The organism is Halostagnicola sp. A-GB9-2 (assembly GCF_030068615.1).
Classification (GTDB): Archaea; Halobacteriota; Halobacteria; order Halobacteriales; family Natrialbaceae; genus Halostagnicola.
On the sequence record NZ_JASJOC010000003.1, the window covers coordinates 261,613 to 279,761 of the forward strand.

General features: G+C 60.4%; 22 protein-coding genes. 15 read left to right on the top strand and 7 right to left on the bottom strand.

Translation table 11 applies throughout. From position 1 onward, the window contains the following. Positions 1-31: 31 nt before the first annotated feature. On the bottom strand, positions 32-361 hold the full coding sequence (locus QNM96_RS09780) for a nuclear transport factor 2 family protein (RefSeq protein WP_283836005.1): 330 nt from the start codon (positions 359-361) through the stop codon (positions 32-34). 146 nt (positions 362-507) lie between these two features. Between QNM96_RS09780 and QNM96_RS09785 the strand changes: the two genes are divergently transcribed. From QNM96_RS09785 to QNM96_RS09800, 4 genes are all read left to right on the top strand, one after another. Further along, complete coding sequence (locus QNM96_RS09785; RefSeq protein ID WP_283836006.1) at positions 508-2,340, top strand: Rieske (2Fe-2S) protein; 1,833 nt, start codon at positions 508-510, stop codon at positions 2,338-2,340. A 101-nt stretch (positions 2,341-2,441) separates the two neighbouring features. Beyond that, positions 2,442-2,645, top strand: a complete 204-nt coding sequence (locus QNM96_RS09790) for a hypothetical protein (protein ID WP_283836007.1) — start codon at positions 2,442-2,444, stop codon at positions 2,643-2,645. Positions 2,646-2,688: 43 nt separating this feature from the next. Continuing rightward, positions 2,689-3,189, top strand: a complete 501-nt coding sequence (locus QNM96_RS09795; RefSeq protein ID WP_283836008.1) for a DUF367 family protein — start codon at positions 2,689-2,691, stop codon at positions 3,187-3,189. Positions 3,190-3,300: 111 nt separating this feature from the next. After that, positions 3,301-3,450, top strand: a complete 150-nt coding sequence (locus QNM96_RS09800) for a 50S ribosomal protein L40e (RefSeq protein ID WP_283836009.1) — start codon at positions 3,301-3,303, stop codon at positions 3,448-3,450. An 89-nt stretch (positions 3,451-3,539) separates the two neighbouring features. Here QNM96_RS09800 and QNM96_RS09805 read toward each other — a convergent pair whose 3' ends face one another. Next, on the bottom strand, positions 3,540-4,157 hold the full coding sequence (locus QNM96_RS09805; RefSeq protein ID WP_283836011.1) for an MBL fold metallo-hydrolase: 618 nt from the start codon (positions 4,155-4,157) through the stop codon (positions 3,540-3,542). Positions 4,158-4,266: 109 nt separating this feature from the next. Here QNM96_RS09805 and QNM96_RS09810 point away from each other — a divergent pair, with 109 nt between their 5' ends. From QNM96_RS09810 to hisH, 7 genes are all read left to right on the top strand, one after another. After that, positions 4,267-4,446 (top strand): DUF5786 family protein, encoded by a 180-nt coding sequence (locus tag QNM96_RS09810; protein WP_283836013.1) that lies wholly within the window; start codon positions 4,267-4,269, stop codon positions 4,444-4,446. Further along, positions 4,446-5,006, top strand: coding sequence for a DUF99 family protein (locus QNM96_RS09815; protein WP_283836014.1), 561 nt, complete (start codon positions 4,446-4,448; stop codon positions 5,004-5,006). The genes QNM96_RS09810 and QNM96_RS09815 overlap by 1 nt, the downstream gene beginning before the upstream one ends. Before the next feature lie 97 nt (positions 5,007-5,103). Next, entirely contained in the window at positions 5,104-5,703 is a 600-nt protein-coding gene (locus QNM96_RS09820) for a uracil-DNA glycosylase (RefSeq protein WP_283836015.1), read from the top strand. Positions 5,704-5,822: 119 nt separating this feature from the next. Continuing rightward, positions 5,823-6,788 carry a PhnD/SsuA/transferrin family substrate-binding protein gene (locus tag QNM96_RS09825; RefSeq protein WP_283836016.1) on the top strand — a complete coding sequence of 322 codons (966 nt, stop codon included), beginning with the start codon at positions 5,823-5,825 and terminating at the stop codon, positions 6,786-6,788. A 68-nt stretch (positions 6,789-6,856) separates the two neighbouring features. After that, complete coding sequence (gene phnC / locus QNM96_RS09830; RefSeq protein WP_283836017.1) at positions 6,857-7,666, top strand: phosphonate ABC transporter ATP-binding protein; 810 nt, start codon at positions 6,857-6,859, stop codon at positions 7,664-7,666. Continuing rightward, complete coding sequence (gene phnE, locus QNM96_RS09835; protein ID WP_283836018.1) at positions 7,663-8,622, top strand: phosphonate ABC transporter, permease protein PhnE; 960 nt, start codon at positions 7,663-7,665, stop codon at positions 8,620-8,622. Before phnC ends, phnE begins: the two co-directional genes overlap by 4 nt. 259 nt (positions 8,623-8,881) lie before the next feature. Next, positions 8,882-9,544, top strand: a complete 663-nt coding sequence (gene hisH, locus QNM96_RS09840; RefSeq protein ID WP_283836020.1) for an imidazole glycerol phosphate synthase subunit HisH — start codon at positions 8,882-8,884, stop codon at positions 9,542-9,544. Positions 9,545-9,571: 27 nt separating this feature from the next. On the opposite strand, the gene QNM96_RS09845 is transcribed toward hisH, so the two are convergent. After that, positions 9,572-9,928 (bottom strand): hypothetical protein, encoded by a 357-nt coding sequence (locus QNM96_RS09845; protein ID WP_283836021.1) that lies wholly within the window; start codon positions 9,926-9,928, stop codon positions 9,572-9,574. A gap of 178 nt (positions 9,929-10,106) precedes the next feature. On the opposite strand from QNM96_RS09845, the gene QNM96_RS09850 reads away from it, so the two are divergent. Further along, on the top strand, positions 10,107-11,225 hold the full coding sequence (locus QNM96_RS09850; protein WP_283836022.1) for a tRNA (guanine(26)-N(2))-dimethyltransferase: 1,119 nt from the start codon (positions 10,107-10,109) through the stop codon (positions 11,223-11,225). A gap of 66 nt (positions 11,226-11,291) precedes the next feature. Here QNM96_RS09850 and QNM96_RS09855 read toward each other — a convergent pair whose 3' ends face one another. Beyond that, entirely contained in the window at positions 11,292-11,492 is a 201-nt protein-coding gene (locus QNM96_RS09855) for a hypothetical protein (RefSeq protein ID WP_283836023.1), read from the bottom strand. A 99-nt stretch (positions 11,493-11,591) separates the two neighbouring features. Here QNM96_RS09855 and QNM96_RS09860 point away from each other — a divergent pair, with 99 nt between their 5' ends. Together QNM96_RS09860 and QNM96_RS09865 are read left to right on the top strand one after the other, a co-directional pair. Further along, entirely contained in the window at positions 11,592-12,863 is a 1,272-nt protein-coding gene (locus QNM96_RS09860) for a YihY/virulence factor BrkB family protein (RefSeq protein ID WP_283836371.1), read from the top strand. Between the two features lie 80 nt (positions 12,864-12,943). After that, complete coding sequence (locus QNM96_RS09865; RefSeq protein ID WP_283836024.1) at positions 12,944-13,864, top strand: phosphatase PAP2 family protein; 921 nt, start codon at positions 12,944-12,946, stop codon at positions 13,862-13,864. A gap of 140 nt (positions 13,865-14,004) precedes the next feature. Here the strand turns inward: QNM96_RS09865 and glnA are convergent, their stop codons facing one another. Continuing rightward, the gene (gene glnA, locus QNM96_RS09870) at positions 14,005-15,360 is read right to left on the bottom strand and encodes a type I glutamate--ammonia ligase (RefSeq protein ID WP_283836025.1); all 1,356 of its coding nucleotides are present in this window, start codon (positions 15,358-15,360) and stop codon (positions 14,005-14,007) included. A 126-nt stretch (positions 15,361-15,486) separates the two neighbouring features. Here glnA and lrp point away from each other — a divergent pair, with 126 nt between their 5' ends. Beyond that, positions 15,487-15,951 (top strand): HTH-type transcriptional regulator Lrp, encoded by a 465-nt coding sequence (lrp, locus tag QNM96_RS09875; protein WP_283836026.1) that lies wholly within the window; start codon positions 15,487-15,489, stop codon positions 15,949-15,951. A 29-nt stretch (positions 15,952-15,980) separates the two neighbouring features. On the opposite strand, the gene QNM96_RS09880 is transcribed toward lrp, so the two are convergent. Then, positions 15,981-17,915 carry an ABC transporter ATP-binding protein gene (locus QNM96_RS09880; protein WP_283836028.1) on the bottom strand — a complete coding sequence of 645 codons (1,935 nt, stop codon included), beginning with the start codon at positions 17,913-17,915 and terminating at the stop codon, positions 15,981-15,983. A gap of 91 nt (positions 17,916-18,006) precedes the next feature. Next, positions 18,007-18,147: a hypothetical protein gene (locus QNM96_RS09885; protein WP_283836030.1), complete on the bottom strand. Its 141-nt coding sequence runs from the start codon at positions 18,145-18,147 to the stop codon at positions 18,007-18,009. Positions 18,148-18,149 lie beyond the last annotated feature (2 nt).

Sequence of the window (18,149 nt, forward strand, 5' to 3'; positions counted from 1 at the left end):
AGAACATCCGTTGCTACCCACGCAGGTGCACCTATCGGCTGTACGTGTCTAACCGAACGATCGACCCGTTCGCTGTTTCGAAGAAATCCGCGAACTCGAATAGCTCCGTCTCGCCCTCGAGCACCCGCCCTCGAGCGGCGACCTGATCACCTTCATCCCCGACGACAACAGCGTCGAGTTCGTGGCTCGTGTCGGGATTCGGCCGTTCCTCGCGCATGAATTCGACGAACGCCTCGCGGCCGTCGAAGGTCCGATCCGGCCGTCGCTGGACGAACGCCGGGTCGAGGATACCCTCGAGCGTCTCGTACTCGTGGTCGTCGAGCGCGTCGTAGTATCGTCTTACGAGGAGGTCGCCGTCCATATCTGAACGGGTTCGATCCCACGGGTAAAAAGTGCGGGCGTCTTGGAGGAGCAGACGTCTCGCAAGCGCGTTCGAAAACCAGTCAATAGCTGGACAAAAACCTCGTTCAGCGAACGGTTTTCACCAATGGCGTGGTGGTGTCTCGCATGGCTACCGATTCAGACGACCTGTACGAAGTTTCCTCGCTCGAGATCCTCGAGGAAGAGGGGCGAACGCTGGTCTCCCGCGGCGGAACGGCGCTCGCCGTCTTCGCCCACGAGGGCGAGATACGCGCGGTCGACAACCGTTGTCCGCACATGGGATTTCCGCTCGCGGAGGGCACCGTCGAGGACGGCATCCTCACCTGTCACTGGCACCACGCGCGGTTCGAACTCTCCTGTGGCGACACGTTCGATCCGTGGGCCGACGATGTCCAGACGTATCCCGTCGAGATTCGGGACGGGACGGTCTACGTCGATCCCACGCCGGAGCGCGCGAAACCGCCCGCGGAGCACTGGGCCGACCGCCTCGAGACTGGCCTCGAGGAGAACCTTCGACTCGTGATCGCCAAGTCGACGATCGGACTACTGAATGCGGGCGTGGACTACCGTTCACCCGTCGAAACGACCCTCGACTTTGGAACCCACTATCGCGAGTCGGGGTGGAGCTCCGGGTTGACTATTCTCGGTTGCATGGCTAACGTGATGGACAACCTCGAACCCGAGGATCGAAAGCGAGCGCTGTACACCGGCGCTCGCCACGTCGCGAGCGACTGCGACGGCGAGCCGCCGACCGTTTCCCAACCCGCGTTCTCGACGACCGACGTCTCCCTCGAGCGGCTGAAATCCTGGTTCCGCGAGTGCATCGAGGTTCGAGATACCGACGGGGCGGAGCGCTGTCTTCGCACGGCGATCGAAGCCGGACACGACGAAGCGGCGGTCGCGGAACTGGTCTTTGCGGCCGCGACGGACCACCCCTACCTCTCGACCGGCCACGTCCTCGACTTCGCGAACAAGGCCTTCGAGAGCCTCGAGCACGTCGGCTGGGAGCGCGCGCCGACGACGCTCGCGAGCCTTGTCGAACCGCTCGCGACCGCCTCCCGAAGCGACGAACGGTCTGCGTGGCGACAGCCGGTCGATCTCGTGGCGCTCCTCGAGGACGTCTACGGCGGCGACGTGACCGACACGAGCGGGCTCGAGCGACTCCTCGAGGAGGGCGAGGATGCGACGGCCGGTCGCAATGGCGGTAATAGCGGTGATGGCGGCGATTGGGAATCTCCCTCCGGCTTCCAGGAAATATTACTCTCGGACGACCCCGAGGCGATCGTCTCGAGTCTTGCAGACGCGATACGCGCGGGGGCGAGCACCGAAGCGCTCGCCGAGGAGACGGCGCGGGCCGCGGCGACTCGAGTCGCCCAATTCGGTACGGCCAACGAGTTCTCCGACTGGAACACCGTCCACCACACGTTCACCTACGCGAACGCCGTCCACCAATCGACGCGCCGAACCGACGCAATCGAACTCTATCGGGGCGTCTTCGACGTCGCGCTCAACGTCTACCTCGATCGCTTCCTCAACACGCCGCCCGCACCCGTTCCGTCACCCGCCGACAACGAGACGGGCCGCGATCCGGACACGGTCCTCGAGGACCTCCTCGAGACGTTCGACGCCGAAGGCGAGGTGAACCGCGCAGGTCGTCTCGTCGCCGAGTTCGTCGGTTGTGACGGCGACGTGGTTGAATTAAAGCGAACGCTGGGCCATGCCCTATTGCGCGAAGACGCCGGATTTCACACGCTCCAGAACCTCGAGGCCGCGTTTCGGCAGTTCGAATTGGCTCGAGAACGGAACGGAGACGGGGACGGCGACGAGGTCCGGCAGTGGGTGCCACTGATTGCGACGGCTCGATATTTGGCCGCGCACTTCCCGACCCGTCGGGAGGCCGAACAGACGTTTACCATCGCCGCGCGACTGAACCGCGGCGAGACGATCCACGAGGCGTAGTCGCCCCGAGCGTGAGGGGGGTTCCTGTCTCGATTTTCGCCCGCGAGACTTGGCGATTTCAGGCACGCTCCTTATCGAAGTCCGGTGATAACTCGCTCGCGATGGCCGACCGAAACCTCGTAATCATCCTCGTTACTGCTACCGTCTTCGTGGGGTTGGTGGCGGGATGGGTAGCCGGTGCCTTCGGAGAGGGAATGGTCGGCGGCACGGAAACCTTCGGCTTCGCCGCCGGCGCGTTCCTCCTCGTCGTCGTTCTCACCTTCGCCTGGTTCATCGTCACAGACAGCTTCGGCGAACCGGACTGACTCGAGTCACACGCCTTTTCTCTCACCCCGTCGAAAGACGAGTGTGGAGTGTCACGTCTACTACGAAGGCGACGACGATCCGAAGAAGTGCACCGCCCGTCGCCTCGAGAAGTTCGACCGAGCAATCCTCCATCGGTCGATGCGACAGGTACCCTACGGGGTCGTTCTCAACCCCCACGCCGAGCAGGCGCTCTCGCCGGCGGACGCCGCCGACGGACTTCGGACGCTCGTCGCACTGGACTGTTCGTGGGAGTCCGCCGAGGAAGCGTCGTTCGCGATGAACGGCGTCCACCGCGCGCTCCCGTTTCTCGTCGCCGCCAATCCCGTGAACTACGGCAACCCGTTCCAGCTGACGACGGTCGAAGCGCTCGCGGGGGCGCTCCGTATCTTCGGCGAGGACCAAGCGGCCGAGGATCTCCTCGAGCCGTTCCGCTGGGGAGAGACGTTCCTGACGCTCAACGAGGAGCCCCTCGATCGGTACGCCGAGTGTGAGGACTCGAGCGACGTCGTCGCCGTGCAGGACGACTACCTGGCCGACGAGTGACTAGTTGCAAACGTTCGCTCTTCCCCCAACGAACCCCGCGAGACGTCCCTCGCGGGAACTCCCGTGAGTCCGGACCGCAGGCATTATATGCGCCACGGACAACCGACCTGTATGGCCAGTTTCGACGCTGCGGAAAAACGGATGCTCGAGAAGATGATCTGCATGCGCTGTAACGCTCGTAACTCGAAAGACGCGAACCGCTGTCGCAAGTGCGGGTACAAGAAGCTCCGACCGAAAGCCAAGGAAGCACGCGCAACATAATCGACGGCTCGGTTTTTCGTTGCGGTACAATCGGTTTTCGAGCGACGGGATCGTTCTCGAGCGTCAGAATTAGCCGCTGAGCGATCGCGCTACTCGTCTGGATACTTCGGCTCGCGCTTTTGGGCTCGCTCAAGGGCCGTCTCGACCACGTCAGTGACGTCGCCGTGAAAGATGCCGCCGTGTCCCGCGTACATGTGTTCGACGGAGTCGGGGAGCCGCGAGAGCAGTTCCTCGAGGCTCTCGATGAGCGTCTCTCGAGATTGGCCGGCCATGTCGGTTCGGCCGAAGCTCCCGTAGTCGAACGCGCCGTCGTCGTGGACGACCACGTCGCCGGAAAACAGCGTCGCTCCGGAGACGAACGAGACGTGGTCGTCGGCGTGACCGGGGGTGTAAACGACTTCGAAGGACTCGTCGCCGATCCGGACAGTATCGCCGTCATCGATCTCGTGCGTTCGAAGGGGGTGATCCGCGTACGCGTACACATCCGGATCGAACGCGTCGCAGACGGCCTCGAGTTGGGCGACGTGATCTCCGTGTTGGTGAGTCAGGACGATCGCGTCGATCGTTTCGCCGTCGAGGGACGTTCGGATCTCATCGACGACGCCGTCCCACGCGCCAGCGTCCACAAGTATCGTTTGATCGCCACGAACGAGAAACGCGTTACAGGTGAACGTCTCCGCATCTTCGGTGACGTGTTGAACCTCCATGGACGGGTTCTCGGTATCTGGTGATATAATACTGGCGTCGATAGTACCGAAATATGATGTTTTTGCCACCCATGGAACTTTTGATGCCCCGGGTCGTATGTACTACCGTATGGGATTCGGAAGCTACGACGAATCCGAACAGCAAGAGGTTGACGCCGATTTTGATGATGATGACGCGGTAGAGTCCGAACAGAGCCACCACGACGGCACGCTCGAGTTCGAAAACGGTGCCTCGAGCGACGAACTGCTCGATCGGCTCGAGGAGATCAAGGACGAAGACGACTCCTGATGAAGTCCGGGGCGCGGGCGCTGGGTATCGCCGAATCAGCCGCCGGTGAGCGAAGCACGCTCGCCGGCGCGGTCGTTCGGGCCGACCGAACCGTCGAGGAGTTCGCGTTCTCCTCGTGTACGGTCGGCGGAACGGACGCGACTGGTGCGGTCATTTCGCTTATCGACGAGTTCGATCGGCCGGACATCGATGACGTGATACTCGGTGCCATCGCCCCCGCGTGGTACAACATCGTCGACCTCTCACGTATCGCGAGAACAACTAATCGATCGGTTATCGCGGTGACGTTCGAAGACAGCGACGGCCTTGAAGACGGCCTCAGAGACGCTTTTTCTGGTGACCGGCTTGCACAGCGCCTCGAGCGCTATCGCTCTCTCCCTCCGAGACGGCCGGTGTTGGTCAACGGCGAGACGGTGTACGTCCGCGCCGTCGGGCTCGAGCATTCGAAGGCGGTAGAACTCGTTCGCGCGTTCACGCCCGATGGTGGTCGACCGGAGCCGATTCGGGTCGCTCGAGCGGCCGCGCGAGCGGGCCACGAGTATCGATTTGGCGACCGGTAGCGACTCGAGCCGTCTGTGACTCCATCGTAACCGATCGCTGGCGGGCCACGCAGTTGCGACCCGAAACACGTAGTACCGGGGCGTCCAAGCGACGACCATGGACGAGGAGCTGGACGGACTCGAGGTGACCGCCTGCGAACGATGCCCGAAACTGGTCGACTCGCGGAGTCAGATCGTCAACGGAACGGGCCCGGAAGACGCCGACATCTTGTTCGTCGGCGAAGGACCGGGAGCGAACGAGGACGAACAGGGAGAGCCCTTCGTCGGCCGGAGTGGCTCGGTGTTAGACGACACGTTGCTCGTGGTCGGCCTCGAGCGTGGAGACGTTCGGATTACTAACTGCGTTCGCTGTCGTCCGCCCGAGAACCGCGACCCGACAAAATCGGAACTCGAGAACTGTCGCGGCTACCTCGAGGCCGAAATCGACCGAATGGAACCGGACGTGATCGTCACGCTCGGAAAGGTCCCGAGCGAGCATTTGCTCGGTCGGTCCGTTTCGGTAACCTCCGCGGCGGGAACCGTCGAGGAGATCCGAGTTAACGGTACGTCTCGCCGGGTCGTCCTCTCCGTTCATCCGGCGGCGACGCTGTACGACCGAAGCCAGGAGGATACGTTTCGGGAAGCGCTGGAGACGGCCGCTGATCTCGCCGGCGTCGACGGAAGCTCGAGTAACCAGCGGCGATTAGACACTTTTTAACCGCTTACGGCCAGAAATATTAAGCTATACATCATATATTCTCTATAGTCCTCTGTTCGTGACATAGAAAACACTAAATGCGTTGCACATCAGTAGGAACTATGTCAGAACGTGTTCGAATGGGTACTAATCGACGAACATTCTTAACAGGCACCGGTGTCGCTGCAACCGTTGGACTCGCGGGTTGTATCGGGGATCTCGTTGGCAGTGACGACGACGACGTGATCGATATGGTCCTCAACCCGGCGGAGGGCGGTGTCGATATGTCCGAACAGTATGCGCAGTTTTTCCAGTACGTAGAGGACGAAGCCGATATTACAGTCGATTACAGCGAGGCCGAAAGCTACACCGCGACGGTTGCGGCCATCGAGAACGAACAGGCCGAACTGGCCGATATTTCGCCGACCGGCGTCGTCGCCGCTCCGGATTCGATGGACATCCTCGGAATGCGCATCCAACACGGTGCCGCAGTGTATTTCTCGACAATCGTGACGACGCCCGACAGTCCGATTGATGAACTCTCCGACATCGAAGAAGACCACGATGTTCATCTCGCCGACCAACTTTCGGTCAGTGGCGGACTCTACCCGCTTATGATGCTCCACGAAGGTGGGTTAGATGTTGGCGACGCACCCGACGGCTCACCGGAAGACTTCGAGGTTAGCTATTCCGATCACGACACAGCATTGAATCAACTGTTTGAACGGGAGGACGTCGTCGCAGCGGGGACCGGTGCGTTCGTTTCGTCCGAGTACCTCTCCGAGGACCAGATGTCCGACGATTTCATGGAACACTCCGCCGAAGTCGACAATCTCGACACGGGCGACGAAGAGTTGCAGTTGCTTGCTGTTTCTGATCCGATCCCCCGCGCACCGATTGTCGCACGGTCGAACTGGGACGACCCCGTCGTCGAAGAAATCGAAGAGGCCTTGTTGGAAGCAGAAGAAGAAGACTTAGTTGATGAAGATGCCGAGGATCCGCTCTGGTTCACTGGTGTCGAAGAAGCGACAATCGAGGATTACGAACCGATCGAAGACGCGATGGACACCCTTGATCTCGCGTTCGAAGACGTGGCTGACGAATAATCTCTCGTCACCGCACGTATCGACTCAGCACCGCTTGATGAAACGAAGACTCTGTATGCTCACAATAGATGAGTAGTATCGAAGTAAATAATCTCAGTAAACGATTTGGCGAAACGCAAGCGTTAGACGATGTCTCGTTTACGATACCTGATGGCGAGTTCGTCGTGGTGTTGGGAACTTCCGGATCTGGTAAATCTACCCTTCTCCGGTGTATGAACGGATTGACCCAGCCCACATCAGGGGAGATCGTCATCAACGGAACTGAGATCACTCAGCCGCACCCCGACACGGCGATGATCTTTCAACAACACAATATTATCGGACAGATGAGCGCCTACTCGAACGCACTCACCGGTTCGCTCAAACGCACTGGCCTGCTCAGTAGCATTCTCAAACGAAACGATACCGAAGACAAGTATCGCGCACTTGAGGCCCTCGAAACCGTCGGATTGCTCGACGAGGCTCAGCAAAGTGCACGCCGGATGAGTGGCGGTCAACAACAGCGAGTCGGAATCGCCCGTGCACTCGTCCAGGAACCCGAGACGTTACTGGCTGACGAACCCGTTGCGAGTCTGGATCCCGGCAGTGCCCAACAAGTGATGGAATACCTCCTGACAGCAACGGAAGAACACGGGCTAACGACGGCTATAAGCCTCCACCAGGTCAACCTCGCCCAGGAGTTCGGTCAACGCTTTATCGGGCTGAAACACGGCGAGCTCGTCTTCGATGGCTACAAAGACGAATTCGATCTCGATGTGATCGAACGGATCTATGAAGACGTTAACATCGATCAACTGACTGGCCTCGGCGCTCATCGGGAAGACGAAAGCGATAGCGACTCGGGAGCAACGGGGGCAACGGGGGTCGCCGACGTATGAGCACGGACACAGAACAGCCTTCAGAAACGGTTTCACCTGCCGTCGAAGAAAAGCTCAAATCTATTCAACGCGCTCGGCGGCGTCGTTGGATTTTTGCAGGCGGGGCCCTCGGAATCTTGCTATTCGCGTTTAATTACGCGTTGACGATGGTCGGATTTTCGATCCACGAGCTTTTCTACTACGCACCGTTTTTCGCTGAAGCGCTTGATGAGTACTTTCCGCGAACGACCTACTTCGGGTTTTTGCCGTTTATCGACTTCATGCAGTACGTCGATTTCATCGTCGAACAGAACCTCTTCCACGAGGCCGGCATCACGCTCGCGATCGGATTCGGCGGCACCATTCTTGGCTTCCCGTTAGCCCTGCTGTTTGCAGTGCTCGGATCGGGTCGAGTGACGCCGTTCCCGTTTAACTTCCTGTTCCGCGGTATGATGTCGTCGATCCGCGCGATCCCAGCGCTCGTCTGGGCGCTGATCTACGTCCCGCTCGGTGGCGTTTCGCCGTTCACGGCGACACTCGCAGTTGCGACGGATACGGTCGGAAATCTGGGTCGCTTGTTCACGGACGAACTCGAGGAGATCGAAGACGGTCCGATCGAGGCCATCCGTACCACGGGTGCCGGCCGGATTCAAGTGATCGTCTTCGGGATGCTCTCGCAGGTGTACACGCCGTTCATTGCGTGGACGTTGTACATCTTCGAGATCAACATCCGAATCGCCGTCACGCTGGGTATCATCGGCGGTGGCGGTATCGGGCTCATATTGAACACCCAACAGCGATTGTTCGCCTACACCGAGATGATGGCGACGATCCTCGTGATCCTGCTGTTGATCATCACTGTCGAAATAATCAGCCAGCGAACCCGGTCGTACATTCGAGAAGGCGACGAAGCGATGGGAATCGTGGAATTGCTGAAGGGGTTCCCCAAACGGATGGCGGAGTCGCTCGCGAAGTAACGACGGCCACCTATTGCTCACGGATCGATCGAGTTTTCGCTGACGTCACGAGAGAGCTATCCTTCCCGGTGGTCGGTATCGGGAGTGTATGGAGACCAGTTCACGCTCGAGGCACTCGCAGACGGCTTTAGCGTCTAATGCGGTTTCCGAGATCATGTGACAGACGGCGTACAATGAGTGCTAAGACAACGGTACTCGATTTTCCGTAATCGATTGTTCGAAGAGTAACGCACTTGCCTTCCCACACGAATCTACGGTTATGAGCACGATGCCATCGCCGCCCGAGGAGGAACTCGCCTCGGTCGTCGTCGTCGACTACGGCCTGGGGAACCTCCGGAGCGTTACCCGCGGATTAGAGCGTGCGGGTGCGGCCGTCGAGATCACCGACGACCCAGAGGCCTTCGAGGCCGCCGACGGAGTCGTCCTCCCCGGCGTCGGCGCATTTCGGGAGGGCGTTGAGAACGCCGATTCGATCCGCGAGGATCTCCTCGCGGTCGCCGAACGCGGTCAGCCGCTCTTCGGAATCTGTCTCGGAATGCAGATGCTTCTCACCTCGAGCGAGGAGGGCGAAACCGACGGCGACGCCGCGGTCGAGGGTCTGGATTTGATTCCCGGAACGAACATTCGCTTCGATAACGGACAAAAAGTACCCCACATGGGCTGGAACGAACTCTCGATCGAGCGAGATCACCCGCTGGTTGAGGGCGTCGATGGGGAGTACGCCTACTTCGTCCACTCCTATTATGCCGTTCCGGACGCGGCGAACGCGATCGTCGCCTCGACCGACTACGAACAGGAGTTCCCCTCGATCGTCGCGAACGAGGACGGAACCGTCTTCGGGACGCAGTTCCACCCAGAAAAGAGCGGCGAGACGGGACTGCAGATTCTGCGGAATTTCGTCGAAATCTGCGCCGAGGATTGACGACTCGTCCGTCTTTCGTTCTCGAGTTTACAAAAATTCCCGAACTTCTGAGTACCACATATCGTGGTAATCGACGTGGCCGACGCGCCGGGCGATGGCGACCGCAAGCGCGTGCCAGCAGAGGTCGGTCGGATCGTCGTTATCGAGGTTATACTCGCTGTCCTTGCACGTACAGCCTCGGCCCTCGACGATGTACTCGTCGTCGTAGCCGACGACGATCGTGAAATCCTGGTAGGATTTCACTCGCCGCTCCCCGACGGCTTCGATGGCGCGGACCCCGCGGTCGTCGTGCAGCCTCGTGATCTGCTCGACGATGTCGGGCGTGAGCTGTCCCGACTCCTCGAGCCGGGCTTCCCACTCTTCGACGGGGTTCGAATCGGACACGACCGAACCTCTCTTCCGAACTGTAAAATCCGTTTGGTTGTCGTGGCGTTTCGTCCGGTGCGAAGATCCCGGAGCACCCCGAGAACGGGTACAGGTATTCGAGAGCAGTTCTCTCCGTGTACGAACGCCACTCGAGTCAGACCACGCCGTTTTTCGCCCCGCTCTACGGAGTACGGATATGCGCGTCACGGAGGGAAACGTCGAACTCGAGGTACCCGGCGAACAAACGGAGGGGTTCGAGGAGTCGGTCTTTTATAACCCGCGCCAGGAAATGAACCGCGACCTGACGATCGCGACGCTCCGTGCCTTTCGCGGACGCGAACCGCGAGCCGAGACGTACTTCGATGCGATGACCGCGAGCGGCGTCCGCGGCGTCCGCGCGGCTCGAGACGGATGGGACGTTACGTGCTGTGATATCGACCCCGAAGCCGTGTCGCTCGCTCGGGAGAATTTCGAGCGAAACGACTGCGAGGCGACTGTCGAACGGGCCAACGCCAACGCCCTGATGCACGAGTCGATGTTTGACGTGATCGACCTCGACCCGTTCGGAACGCCAATGCCCTTCGCCGACGCGGCCTTCGCGAACTGTCACAACCTCGTCTGTGTCACCGCGACCGATACCGCACCGCTGTGTGGTGCCCACCTCAACAGCGGGATGCGGTCCTACAGCTCCGTGCCGCGAAACACCGACTATCACACCGAGATGGGCGTTCGGACGCTCCTCTCTGCGCTCGCTCGAAGCGGTGCTCGCTTCGACGTCGGCGTCACCCCAATCTTGACCCACGCGACGAGTCACTACGTTCGCACGTACCTCGAGCTCGACCGGAAATCGACCGCCGCGGATCGCGCGCTCGAGGAACTCGGCTATCTCTCTCACTGCGAGGACTGTCTCCACCGCGAAGCGTCCGCAGGACTGATCGCGGAGCCGCTCGAGCGGTGTCCCAACTGCGGCGGCGAGCGAATCCTCGTCGCTGGACCGATCTGGCTCGGTGCGATTCAGGATGACGAATTCCTCGAGGCGGTCCGCGGAGAGCTCACCGACGAGTTCGAGACCGCAGAGACCGCTCGGGAGTTACTCCGCACGCTCGAGGCCGAACTCGAGGAGCCGACCCACTACGATCAACACAAACTGTGCAAAAACTGGGGGCTTCCGGCGAACGCGATGGACGACTTCCTCGCGGATCTTCGTGATGCGGGGTATCGAACGTCGAAGACCCACTACGGCGGAACGACGTTCAAGTCCGACGCGACCGTCGAGGAGATTTTCGACGCGACTGCGGCGTCGCTCGTGGAGTAGCCCGAACAGTTGCGGTGCTATCGTTCTCGATCTGTGTCGAAGAAATTCTCAGATAATCGAATTGCGTTAGTTTCCGTCCGCGTAGAGGCGAACAAGACCGCACTCCGGGCACCGGACCGATTCGACAGCTGTCGACGTACTCATTCCGACCTTCTCGAGGACGGCACTCCCGTCGTCGGAATCGGCGGTGAGCGCCCCGCCGCTCTCTGACTGGATCGCCGTTTCCTCCATCGTCACGCGGCAGTCAGGGCAGTGATATTCGGCCATACACGAACGGTCGAAATGATATGACAAAAAAGTATCTATAGAAACACTTCGGGCCGCTCGAGGTGGCGATATTTGCCTCTCGGTCACGACTGGGTACACGTGATCGATTACAGACGACTGTTCGAGGTGGGTCGACGAGTGATCAATCTCGCGCGCACCGAACAGTTGACACTGTTAGCCGCCGGTGTCGCCTTTTACGGGTTCATTTCGCTCGTGCCGTTGACGTTGCTCGCGCTCGCGCTCGCGGTGACGATCGGCGGCGAAGCACTAGCGAACTACGTCTCGACGGCGGTTAGTGACGTCCTTACGCCGTCGGCACAGGAACTGCTCGCGGAGACGCTCGTCGACCAGACCGGGGTTCGAAGCGCGACCGTCGTCGGTGCGCTGGGATTGCTCTGGGGTTCGAGCCGGGTCCTGCGCGGACTCGATCGGGCGTTCTCGAAGATTTACGGAACTGCCGCTTCAAAATCCCTCGTGGATACGTTCTGGGATGCCTTGCTCGTCGCAGCCGCTGTTACGGGCGGGCTCACGGTCGTCGCGATCGTCGAAGGGGTGATCGCGTTCGTTCCGTTCGTCGGCGTCGCGGTAGTCGGTCCACTTCTGGTCTTGTCCGGCCTGTTCGCCGCGTTTCTTCCGATGTTCTTTATCTTTCCGGGCGTCGATATCAAACTCCGCGAAGCGGTCCCTGGAACCGTCGTCGCTTCGATCGGCTGGTTTCTCCTGAGCCGAACGTTTTCGTTGTACGCCGGGTTCGTGGACGACTACGCCGTCTACGGCGTGTTAGGTGTGGTGTTGCTCGTTCTCATTTGGCTCTACATCGGCTCGATTATCATCATCTTCGGCGCGGTCTTGAACGCCGTCCTTGCGGGTCGTGATACGGATCGGCAGCTACAAAGTCCCGGCGTGCGACAGGTTTCGACAGAAGCGATGACCGACGACGCCACGGGTGCCGACGGAGATCGATCGGAAGACCGCAAGAGCGCCCGCACGCGGGACAGATCCGACGATCCGGAAGCGCTCAGAGAAGAAATCGAGCGACTTCGCGATCGCCTCGAGTCGTTCGAGGAAGATGTCGACCAGCGGACGGTCCAGCGTGACTCCCTTGAAGGAGAACTCAAACGCTACGTCCGGAAACGAGTGCGTCGGGGGCACCTGGTTGGCTGGGGGCCGTATCTCGTCTTGCTCTACGGAACGGCCATGGCGATTGCGGCGTTTTACTTCCTCGAGGGCGGCTGGGCCATTCTAGCCATGTTCGTCGTCTGGACGTCGACGCTCGGCGTCTACGTCTTGATGGTGTTATTCGGCACCGGGATCTCGATTCTCGGGATCCCTGGCCGAATACGCAACCGAATCGGCGAGTGGCGGTCCTGAAGGTACCGAGTTCTCGACGGATGCTCTGACTGAGAAACCCACCGAAAGTTATAGTGTTCCAAGGTGTGTCCGGTGAGAACATGCTCTTCGAATCGGCGTCCGTCGAAGCCGTGCAGAACGCCTTCCCGGAGTGGATGGCCTTTCTCTTCGCGTTTCTCTCCTATCTCGGTAGTGTCTGGTTCGTCGCACCCACCGTCATCCTCGCGTACTGGCTCGTCGACCGCCATCGGTTCGCGCCGTGGCTAGGGATCGTCATAGGTGGCTACGCGATCATGGTTGGTTTGAAAGGCTATTTCACCGTTGAGCGGCCGGGTGTCGGTCCGACGATCGCTCCCGAGAGCCTCCCGCCCGTTCTCTCACATCTCTACGCTCCTGCGGTCGAAGTCGGAACAACGAGTTTCCCCAGCGGACACGCTATCGCAGGAACGGTGATCTGGACGATGCTCGTCCTCGAGACCGATCTCGGTTCCAAGCGGGCTCGATACGCGGCCGGGGCCGTGGTGATCTCTCTCGTCGGATTCTCGAGGATCGGAGTCGGTCTTCACTACCCGATCGACGTAGCTGTCGGGACGGGAGTCGCACTCGCGTACCTGCTCGCCGTCCTCTCGGTTACACGGCGACTCGCCGATCGCGGGCCGCACGCGGCGACAACCGGCGTCTTCGTGACCGTGGCCGCGATTTCGGTCTGTTCGCTGCTCGTCGGGAACCGGCTGGACGCGGCGGCCCTTCTCGGTGGGGCGATCGGTTCGTTGGTCGTCTGGCAGTACGTGCCACCAGCCCGAACCGGGTGGTCGATGACGATACGGACCGTCGCGCAACTGCTCATCGGACTGTCGGTGCTGGGTGCCGCCGCGGGACTCCTGATCCTGTTCGAGAGCTATCTCGTCTGGTTCCTCGTCGGACTCGTCGCTGGAGGAATCGTTCTGGCGTTACCGCAGTTCGGTACGGATGGTGCCGCCGCATCGACGAACGCGAACGGGTCCCCAGGGACGATACGATAGTCTGGCCCCAATTCGATAGCCGGAGCCGATTCGAGGGAATCGTCGATGTAACTCATCAGCTGAAAAACGAAAAGGAAGAATATAGACAGCAAGCGGCCACAGTAGCTGGTTTGAAGCCGCCAACGACCGGTTCGACGGTCTTAGAACGTCTCGAGGTACCGGTCGAGTTCCCACTGGGAGACGTCGACGAGGTACTCCTTGAATTCCTGGCTCTTGGCTTCGACGAACTTCGGTCCGATGTGATCGCCGAGGGCGTTGTAGATGACCTCGTCCTCCTCGAGCGCGTCGACGGCTTCGCCGAGGTTCGTTGGGAGCGTTTCGATACCGTACTCTTCTCGTTTCTCCTCGTCGAAGTCGTAGATGTTCTCTCGAACTGGATCCGGACACTCGAGTCCCTTTTCGATCCCTTCGAGGCCGGCGTGGATGAGCGCGGCGAACGCGAGATACGCGTTACACGATGGGTCGGGGAACCGAGCCTCGACACGCGAGGCGGCTGGGACGCGTGCGGCTGGCTTCCGGATCAGTGCCGAGCGGTTGCGGTCGGACCAGGCGACGTAGACGGGTGCTTCGTAGCCGGGCACGAGCCGTTTGTAGCTATTTACAGTAGGGTTCGAGACGGCCGTGATCGCCGGTGCGTGCTCGAGGATACCGGCGGTGAAAGCGTGGGCTTCCTCCGAAAGGTCGAACTCGTCGTCGCCGTCGTGGAACGCGTTCTCACCGTCCTCGGTGAACAGCGAGAGGTGCGTGTGCATACCCGAGCCGTTGATCTTCGGAATCGGCTTTGGCATGAACGTCGCGTGCAGGTCGTGTTCGGCGGCGATTGCGCGAACGACGGTTCGGAACGTTCCGACGTTGTCGGCTGTCGAGAGGGCGTCGTCGTACTCGAAGTTAATCTCGTGTTGGCCCTGTGCGACCTCGTGGTGACTTGCTTCGATTTCGAAGCCCATGTCTTCGAGGCCGTAGATGATGTCGCGTCGGACATCGCTCGCGAGGTCTTTCGGTGCGAGGTCGAAGTAGCCGCCGGCATCGTTCGTTTTCGTCGTCGCACGTCCGTCCTCGTCCTCTTCGAACAGGAAGAACTCAGGTTCCGGTGCAGCGTTGACGGTGTAGCCCATCTCGTCTGCACGCTCAAGCGCTTGCTTGAGTACGTAGCGTGGGTCTCCCTCGAACGGCTCGCCCGTCGACGTGTTGTACACGTCACAGATCATTCGGGCGGACGCGCTCTCTTCGCTATCTCTCCACGGGAGAATCGCAAACGTGTCCGGATCGGGGACGAGGCGCATGTCCGATTCCTGGATGCGAACGAAGCCCTCGATCGAGGAGCCGTCGAAGTAGATACCGTCGGTGAACGCCTTCTCGGCCTGACGGGCCGGAACGGAGACGTTTTTGACGGTGCCGAGGATGTCGGTAAACTGGAGACGAAGGAAGTCGACATCCTTCGTTTCGATCTCGTCCAATACGTCCTGTTCTGCAGATGTGATGTTTCCGCTTGTCATCTTTCTCGTCGTCCTATCCGATGATCCCTACTACTAAAACCCTACTGTATCGAGCAAATCTTCTACTCTCCCGAGGAAATTGGATATTCGTAAAGTTCTAATGTGATGGGCGAGTGGGTTGATGTGATGACGTACGAAAATCTCGATGCAAAGTTGGTGAATGCACTGCTCGGCGATGGCCGAGCAAGTCTGCGAAGTCTTGCCGAAGAGCTCGACGTGTCTGTAACGACCGTTTCGAACCACCTTTCGGATCTCGAGGATCAGGACGTAATCGATGGCTACACGCCGCGCGTCGACTACGACGCGGTTGGATACGATGTGACGGCAGTTATTCAGCTCAAAGTCGAGGGGAACGCGCTTCCCGATATCACGGAAACGCTGCGCGATCACAAGCAGATGACCAGCGTCTACGAGGTCACCGGCGACTACGATGTGATCGCCATCGGCAAGTTCGTCGACACCGACGGGATGAACGACCAGATCAAAGCATTGCTTACCGACCCGGATATCAAAGCCTCGAACACGAGCGTCGTGCTCAACTCGGTTTCGGAAAACGAACAGTTCGAGCTCGAAGTCGACGAAGACGCGTAATCGCGTTCTGACTCCGTGCGGTTTTTCTCTTACTCGACGAGCGTATCCGCCGCCGTTTCGCGGTCACCGGCTTGTGCGCCCCAGAGCATTTCGTATCTGCCCTCCGCCTCGAGTAGTTCCTCGTGCGTACCTCGTTCGACAATTCGGCCGTCCTCCAGAACGAGGATCGCGTCGGCGTCTTTGACCGTCGAGAGCCGGTGTGCGATAACGAGCGTCGTCCGGTCTTCGGTCAACCGGTCGATCGATCGCTGGATCAGGAGTTCGGTCTTCGTATCGACCGCGCTCGTCGCCTCGTCGAGGATCAACACCTCGGGATCGATTAGAACGGCCCGCGCGAGGGCGATCCGCTGGCGCTGACCGCCCGAGAGCTTGACGCCGCGTTCGCCGACGCGCGTCTCGTACCCCTCCGAGAGGTCCTCGATGAACTCGTGAGCCTGTGCCGCCTTCGCGGCGTCTCGGACGGCTTCGTCGTCAGCCTCGAACCGACCGTATTGGATGTTGTCGGCGATCGTTCCGTCGAAGAGGAACGTATCCTGACTCACGTAGCCGACCGTCGACCGGAGGTCAGAGAGTGTCACGTCTCGAACGTCGTGGCCGTCGAGACGGACCGCTCCCTCCTGAACGTCGTACAACCGAAGCAGGAGCTTCAGCGCCGTCGACTTCCCTGCCCCGGTCGGACCGACGAACGCGACCGTTTCGCCGGGATCGGCTTCGAAGGAGACGTTCTCGAGGACCGTCTCTTCGAGTTCCTGTTCGTCGTCTTCACTCGCCGTTGAGTCGCCCGCGCCCCGCAACTCGTTGTCGACGTAGCCGAAGGTGACGTCGTCGTACTCGACGCGGCCCTTCGGGTTCTCGAGGGGAATCGGGTCGTCGGGGTCCTCGACGTGGACAGGGATGTCCATCAGCCCGAAGACGCGCTCGCTCGAGGCCTTGGCGTTCTGGTACTGATCGACGATGTTCGAAACCTCCGCGAGCGGGTCGACGATTCGTTGGGTCAACATCAAGAAGACGACGAAGTCTCCCACGGAGAGGGTCCCGGTGAGCGGCCCCGGGGCGGCGTCGTTGACGAGCCAGAGGCCGCCGACGAGGAAGGTTGCGGCGAACGCAACGCCGGCCAGGAGCTCCATTCCCGGCCGATAGAGGTAGCTCATCTTGAGCACGTCCATCGTCTTCTCGAACAAGTTTCGCGAGGACTTTCGAACGCGACCGACTTCGTACTCCTCGCTCGAGGTCGTCTTGGTCAGACCCATTCCTGCGATAGCGTTCTCGAGGCGGGTGTTCAGTCGGCCGACGGCCGATCGCTCGCGAACGTAGCGCGGTTCGACCACGTGCATGAACCAGACCGTAAAGACAACCATCGCCGGAATCGCAAACAGCGTGACGAACGCGAGTTGCCAGTTCAGGTAGAACAACACGGCCGTGATACCCCCGACCATCACGACCAGGCGCGCGGAGTTCATGAGGGCGTTGTCCAGGAACATCTCGAGGTTCTGGGTGTCGTTGTTCAACACCGCCATGACCTCGCCCGTCTGCTTGTCGTCGAAAAACGTCATGTCCAGTTGTTGCATCTTCTCGAACGAATCGACCCGCACCGCGTGCATCACGCCGTGGGCGAACATGTTCGCCGTGACGCCGTAGATCCAGGTAAAGAGCGCGACGATCAGAAAGGAGCCGGCGATCGCGATAACGGTGAACCAGAACTGCTCCGCTTCCCCCGCCGGGAGCCACGCGTCGGGAACGAGCGGCAGTTCGAACGGCCCCTCGTTGGTGAACAGCGCGTCGATCGCGACACCCAACAACAACGGCGGGACGAGACTCGCCATCCGGGCGACGAAGTTCGCGACCATCCCCGCCGAAAACCAGCCGGCGCGGCCTGGCGTGTACTCGAGGAACAGCCTCGAGAGCGGTCTGTCGACCTCCTCGCGGTAGGCGTCGAACGGCGTCTCGTCGTCGTGGGTACTCACTATGAACGGCGTACCGTTTCGAAACGTAAACCAGATGCGGTTCTCATTACCATTGGTGATCCGCTTCGAGAGGATTCGCTCGGCCCATTGCTCACCGCACGTACAGGATGACCAATCCGAGTACGAGGAGGCCGATACCCCACCACAGGGAATCGCCGGGAAGGACGAACAGCAAGAGCGTGACGAGTCCCGAGGAGAACAGCGACCAGCCGATCGTGGTTTGGTAGGTCATAC

Excerpts from the sequence above, each read along its gene's own strand:
- glnA (WP_283836025.1), bottom strand. The coding sequence starts at position 15,360 with ATGACAAGCGGAAACATCACATCTGCAGAACAGGACGTATTGGACGAG.
- hisH (WP_283836020.1), top strand. The coding sequence starts at position 8,882 with ATGAGCACGATGCCATCGCCGCCCGAGGAGGAACTCGCCTCGGTCGTC.
- QNM96_RS09785 (WP_283836006.1), top strand. The coding sequence starts at position 508 with ATGGCTACCGATTCAGACGACCTGTACGAAGTTTCCTCGCTCGAGATC.
- phnE (WP_283836018.1), top strand. The coding sequence starts at position 7,663 with ATGAGCACGGACACAGAACAGCCTTCAGAAACGGTTTCACCTGCCGTC.
- QNM96_RS09800 (WP_283836009.1), top strand. The coding sequence starts at position 3,301 with ATGGCCAGTTTCGACGCTGCGGAAAAACGGATGCTCGAGAAGATGATC.
- QNM96_RS09820 (WP_283836015.1), top strand. The coding sequence starts at position 5,104 with ATGGACGAGGAGCTGGACGGACTCGAGGTGACCGCCTGCGAACGATGC.
- phnC (WP_283836017.1), top strand. The coding sequence starts at position 6,857 with ATGAGTAGTATCGAAGTAAATAATCTCAGTAAACGATTTGGCGAAACG.
- QNM96_RS09810 (WP_283836013.1), top strand. The coding sequence starts at position 4,267 with ATGGGATTCGGAAGCTACGACGAATCCGAACAGCAAGAGGTTGACGCC.
- QNM96_RS09825 (WP_283836016.1), top strand. The coding sequence starts at position 5,823 with ATGGGTACTAATCGACGAACATTCTTAACAGGCACCGGTGTCGCTGCA.
- QNM96_RS09790 (WP_283836007.1), top strand. The coding sequence starts at position 2,442 with ATGGCCGACCGAAACCTCGTAATCATCCTCGTTACTGCTACCGTCTTC.
- QNM96_RS09865 (WP_283836024.1), top strand. The coding sequence starts at position 12,944 with ATGCTCTTCGAATCGGCGTCCGTCGAAGCCGTGCAGAACGCCTTCCCG.
- QNM96_RS09780 (WP_283836005.1), bottom strand. The coding sequence starts at position 361 with ATGGACGGCGACCTCCTCGTAAGACGATACTACGACGCGCTCGACGAC.
- QNM96_RS09805 (WP_283836011.1), bottom strand. The coding sequence starts at position 4,157 with ATGGAGGTTCAACACGTCACCGAAGATGCGGAGACGTTCACCTGTAAC.
- lrp (WP_283836026.1), top strand. The coding sequence starts at position 15,487 with ATGACGTACGAAAATCTCGATGCAAAGTTGGTGAATGCACTGCTCGGC.
- QNM96_RS09850 (WP_283836022.1), top strand. The coding sequence starts at position 10,107 with ATGCGCGTCACGGAGGGAAACGTCGAACTCGAGGTACCCGGCGAACAA.
- QNM96_RS09855 (WP_283836023.1), bottom strand. The coding sequence starts at position 11,492 with ATGGCCGAATATCACTGCCCTGACTGCCGCGTGACGATGGAGGAAACG.
- QNM96_RS09885 (WP_283836030.1), bottom strand. The coding sequence starts at position 18,147 with ATGACCTACCAAACCACGATCGGCTGGTCGCTGTTCTCCTCGGGACTC.
- QNM96_RS09815 (WP_283836014.1), top strand. The coding sequence starts at position 4,446 with ATGAAGTCCGGGGCGCGGGCGCTGGGTATCGCCGAATCAGCCGCCGGT.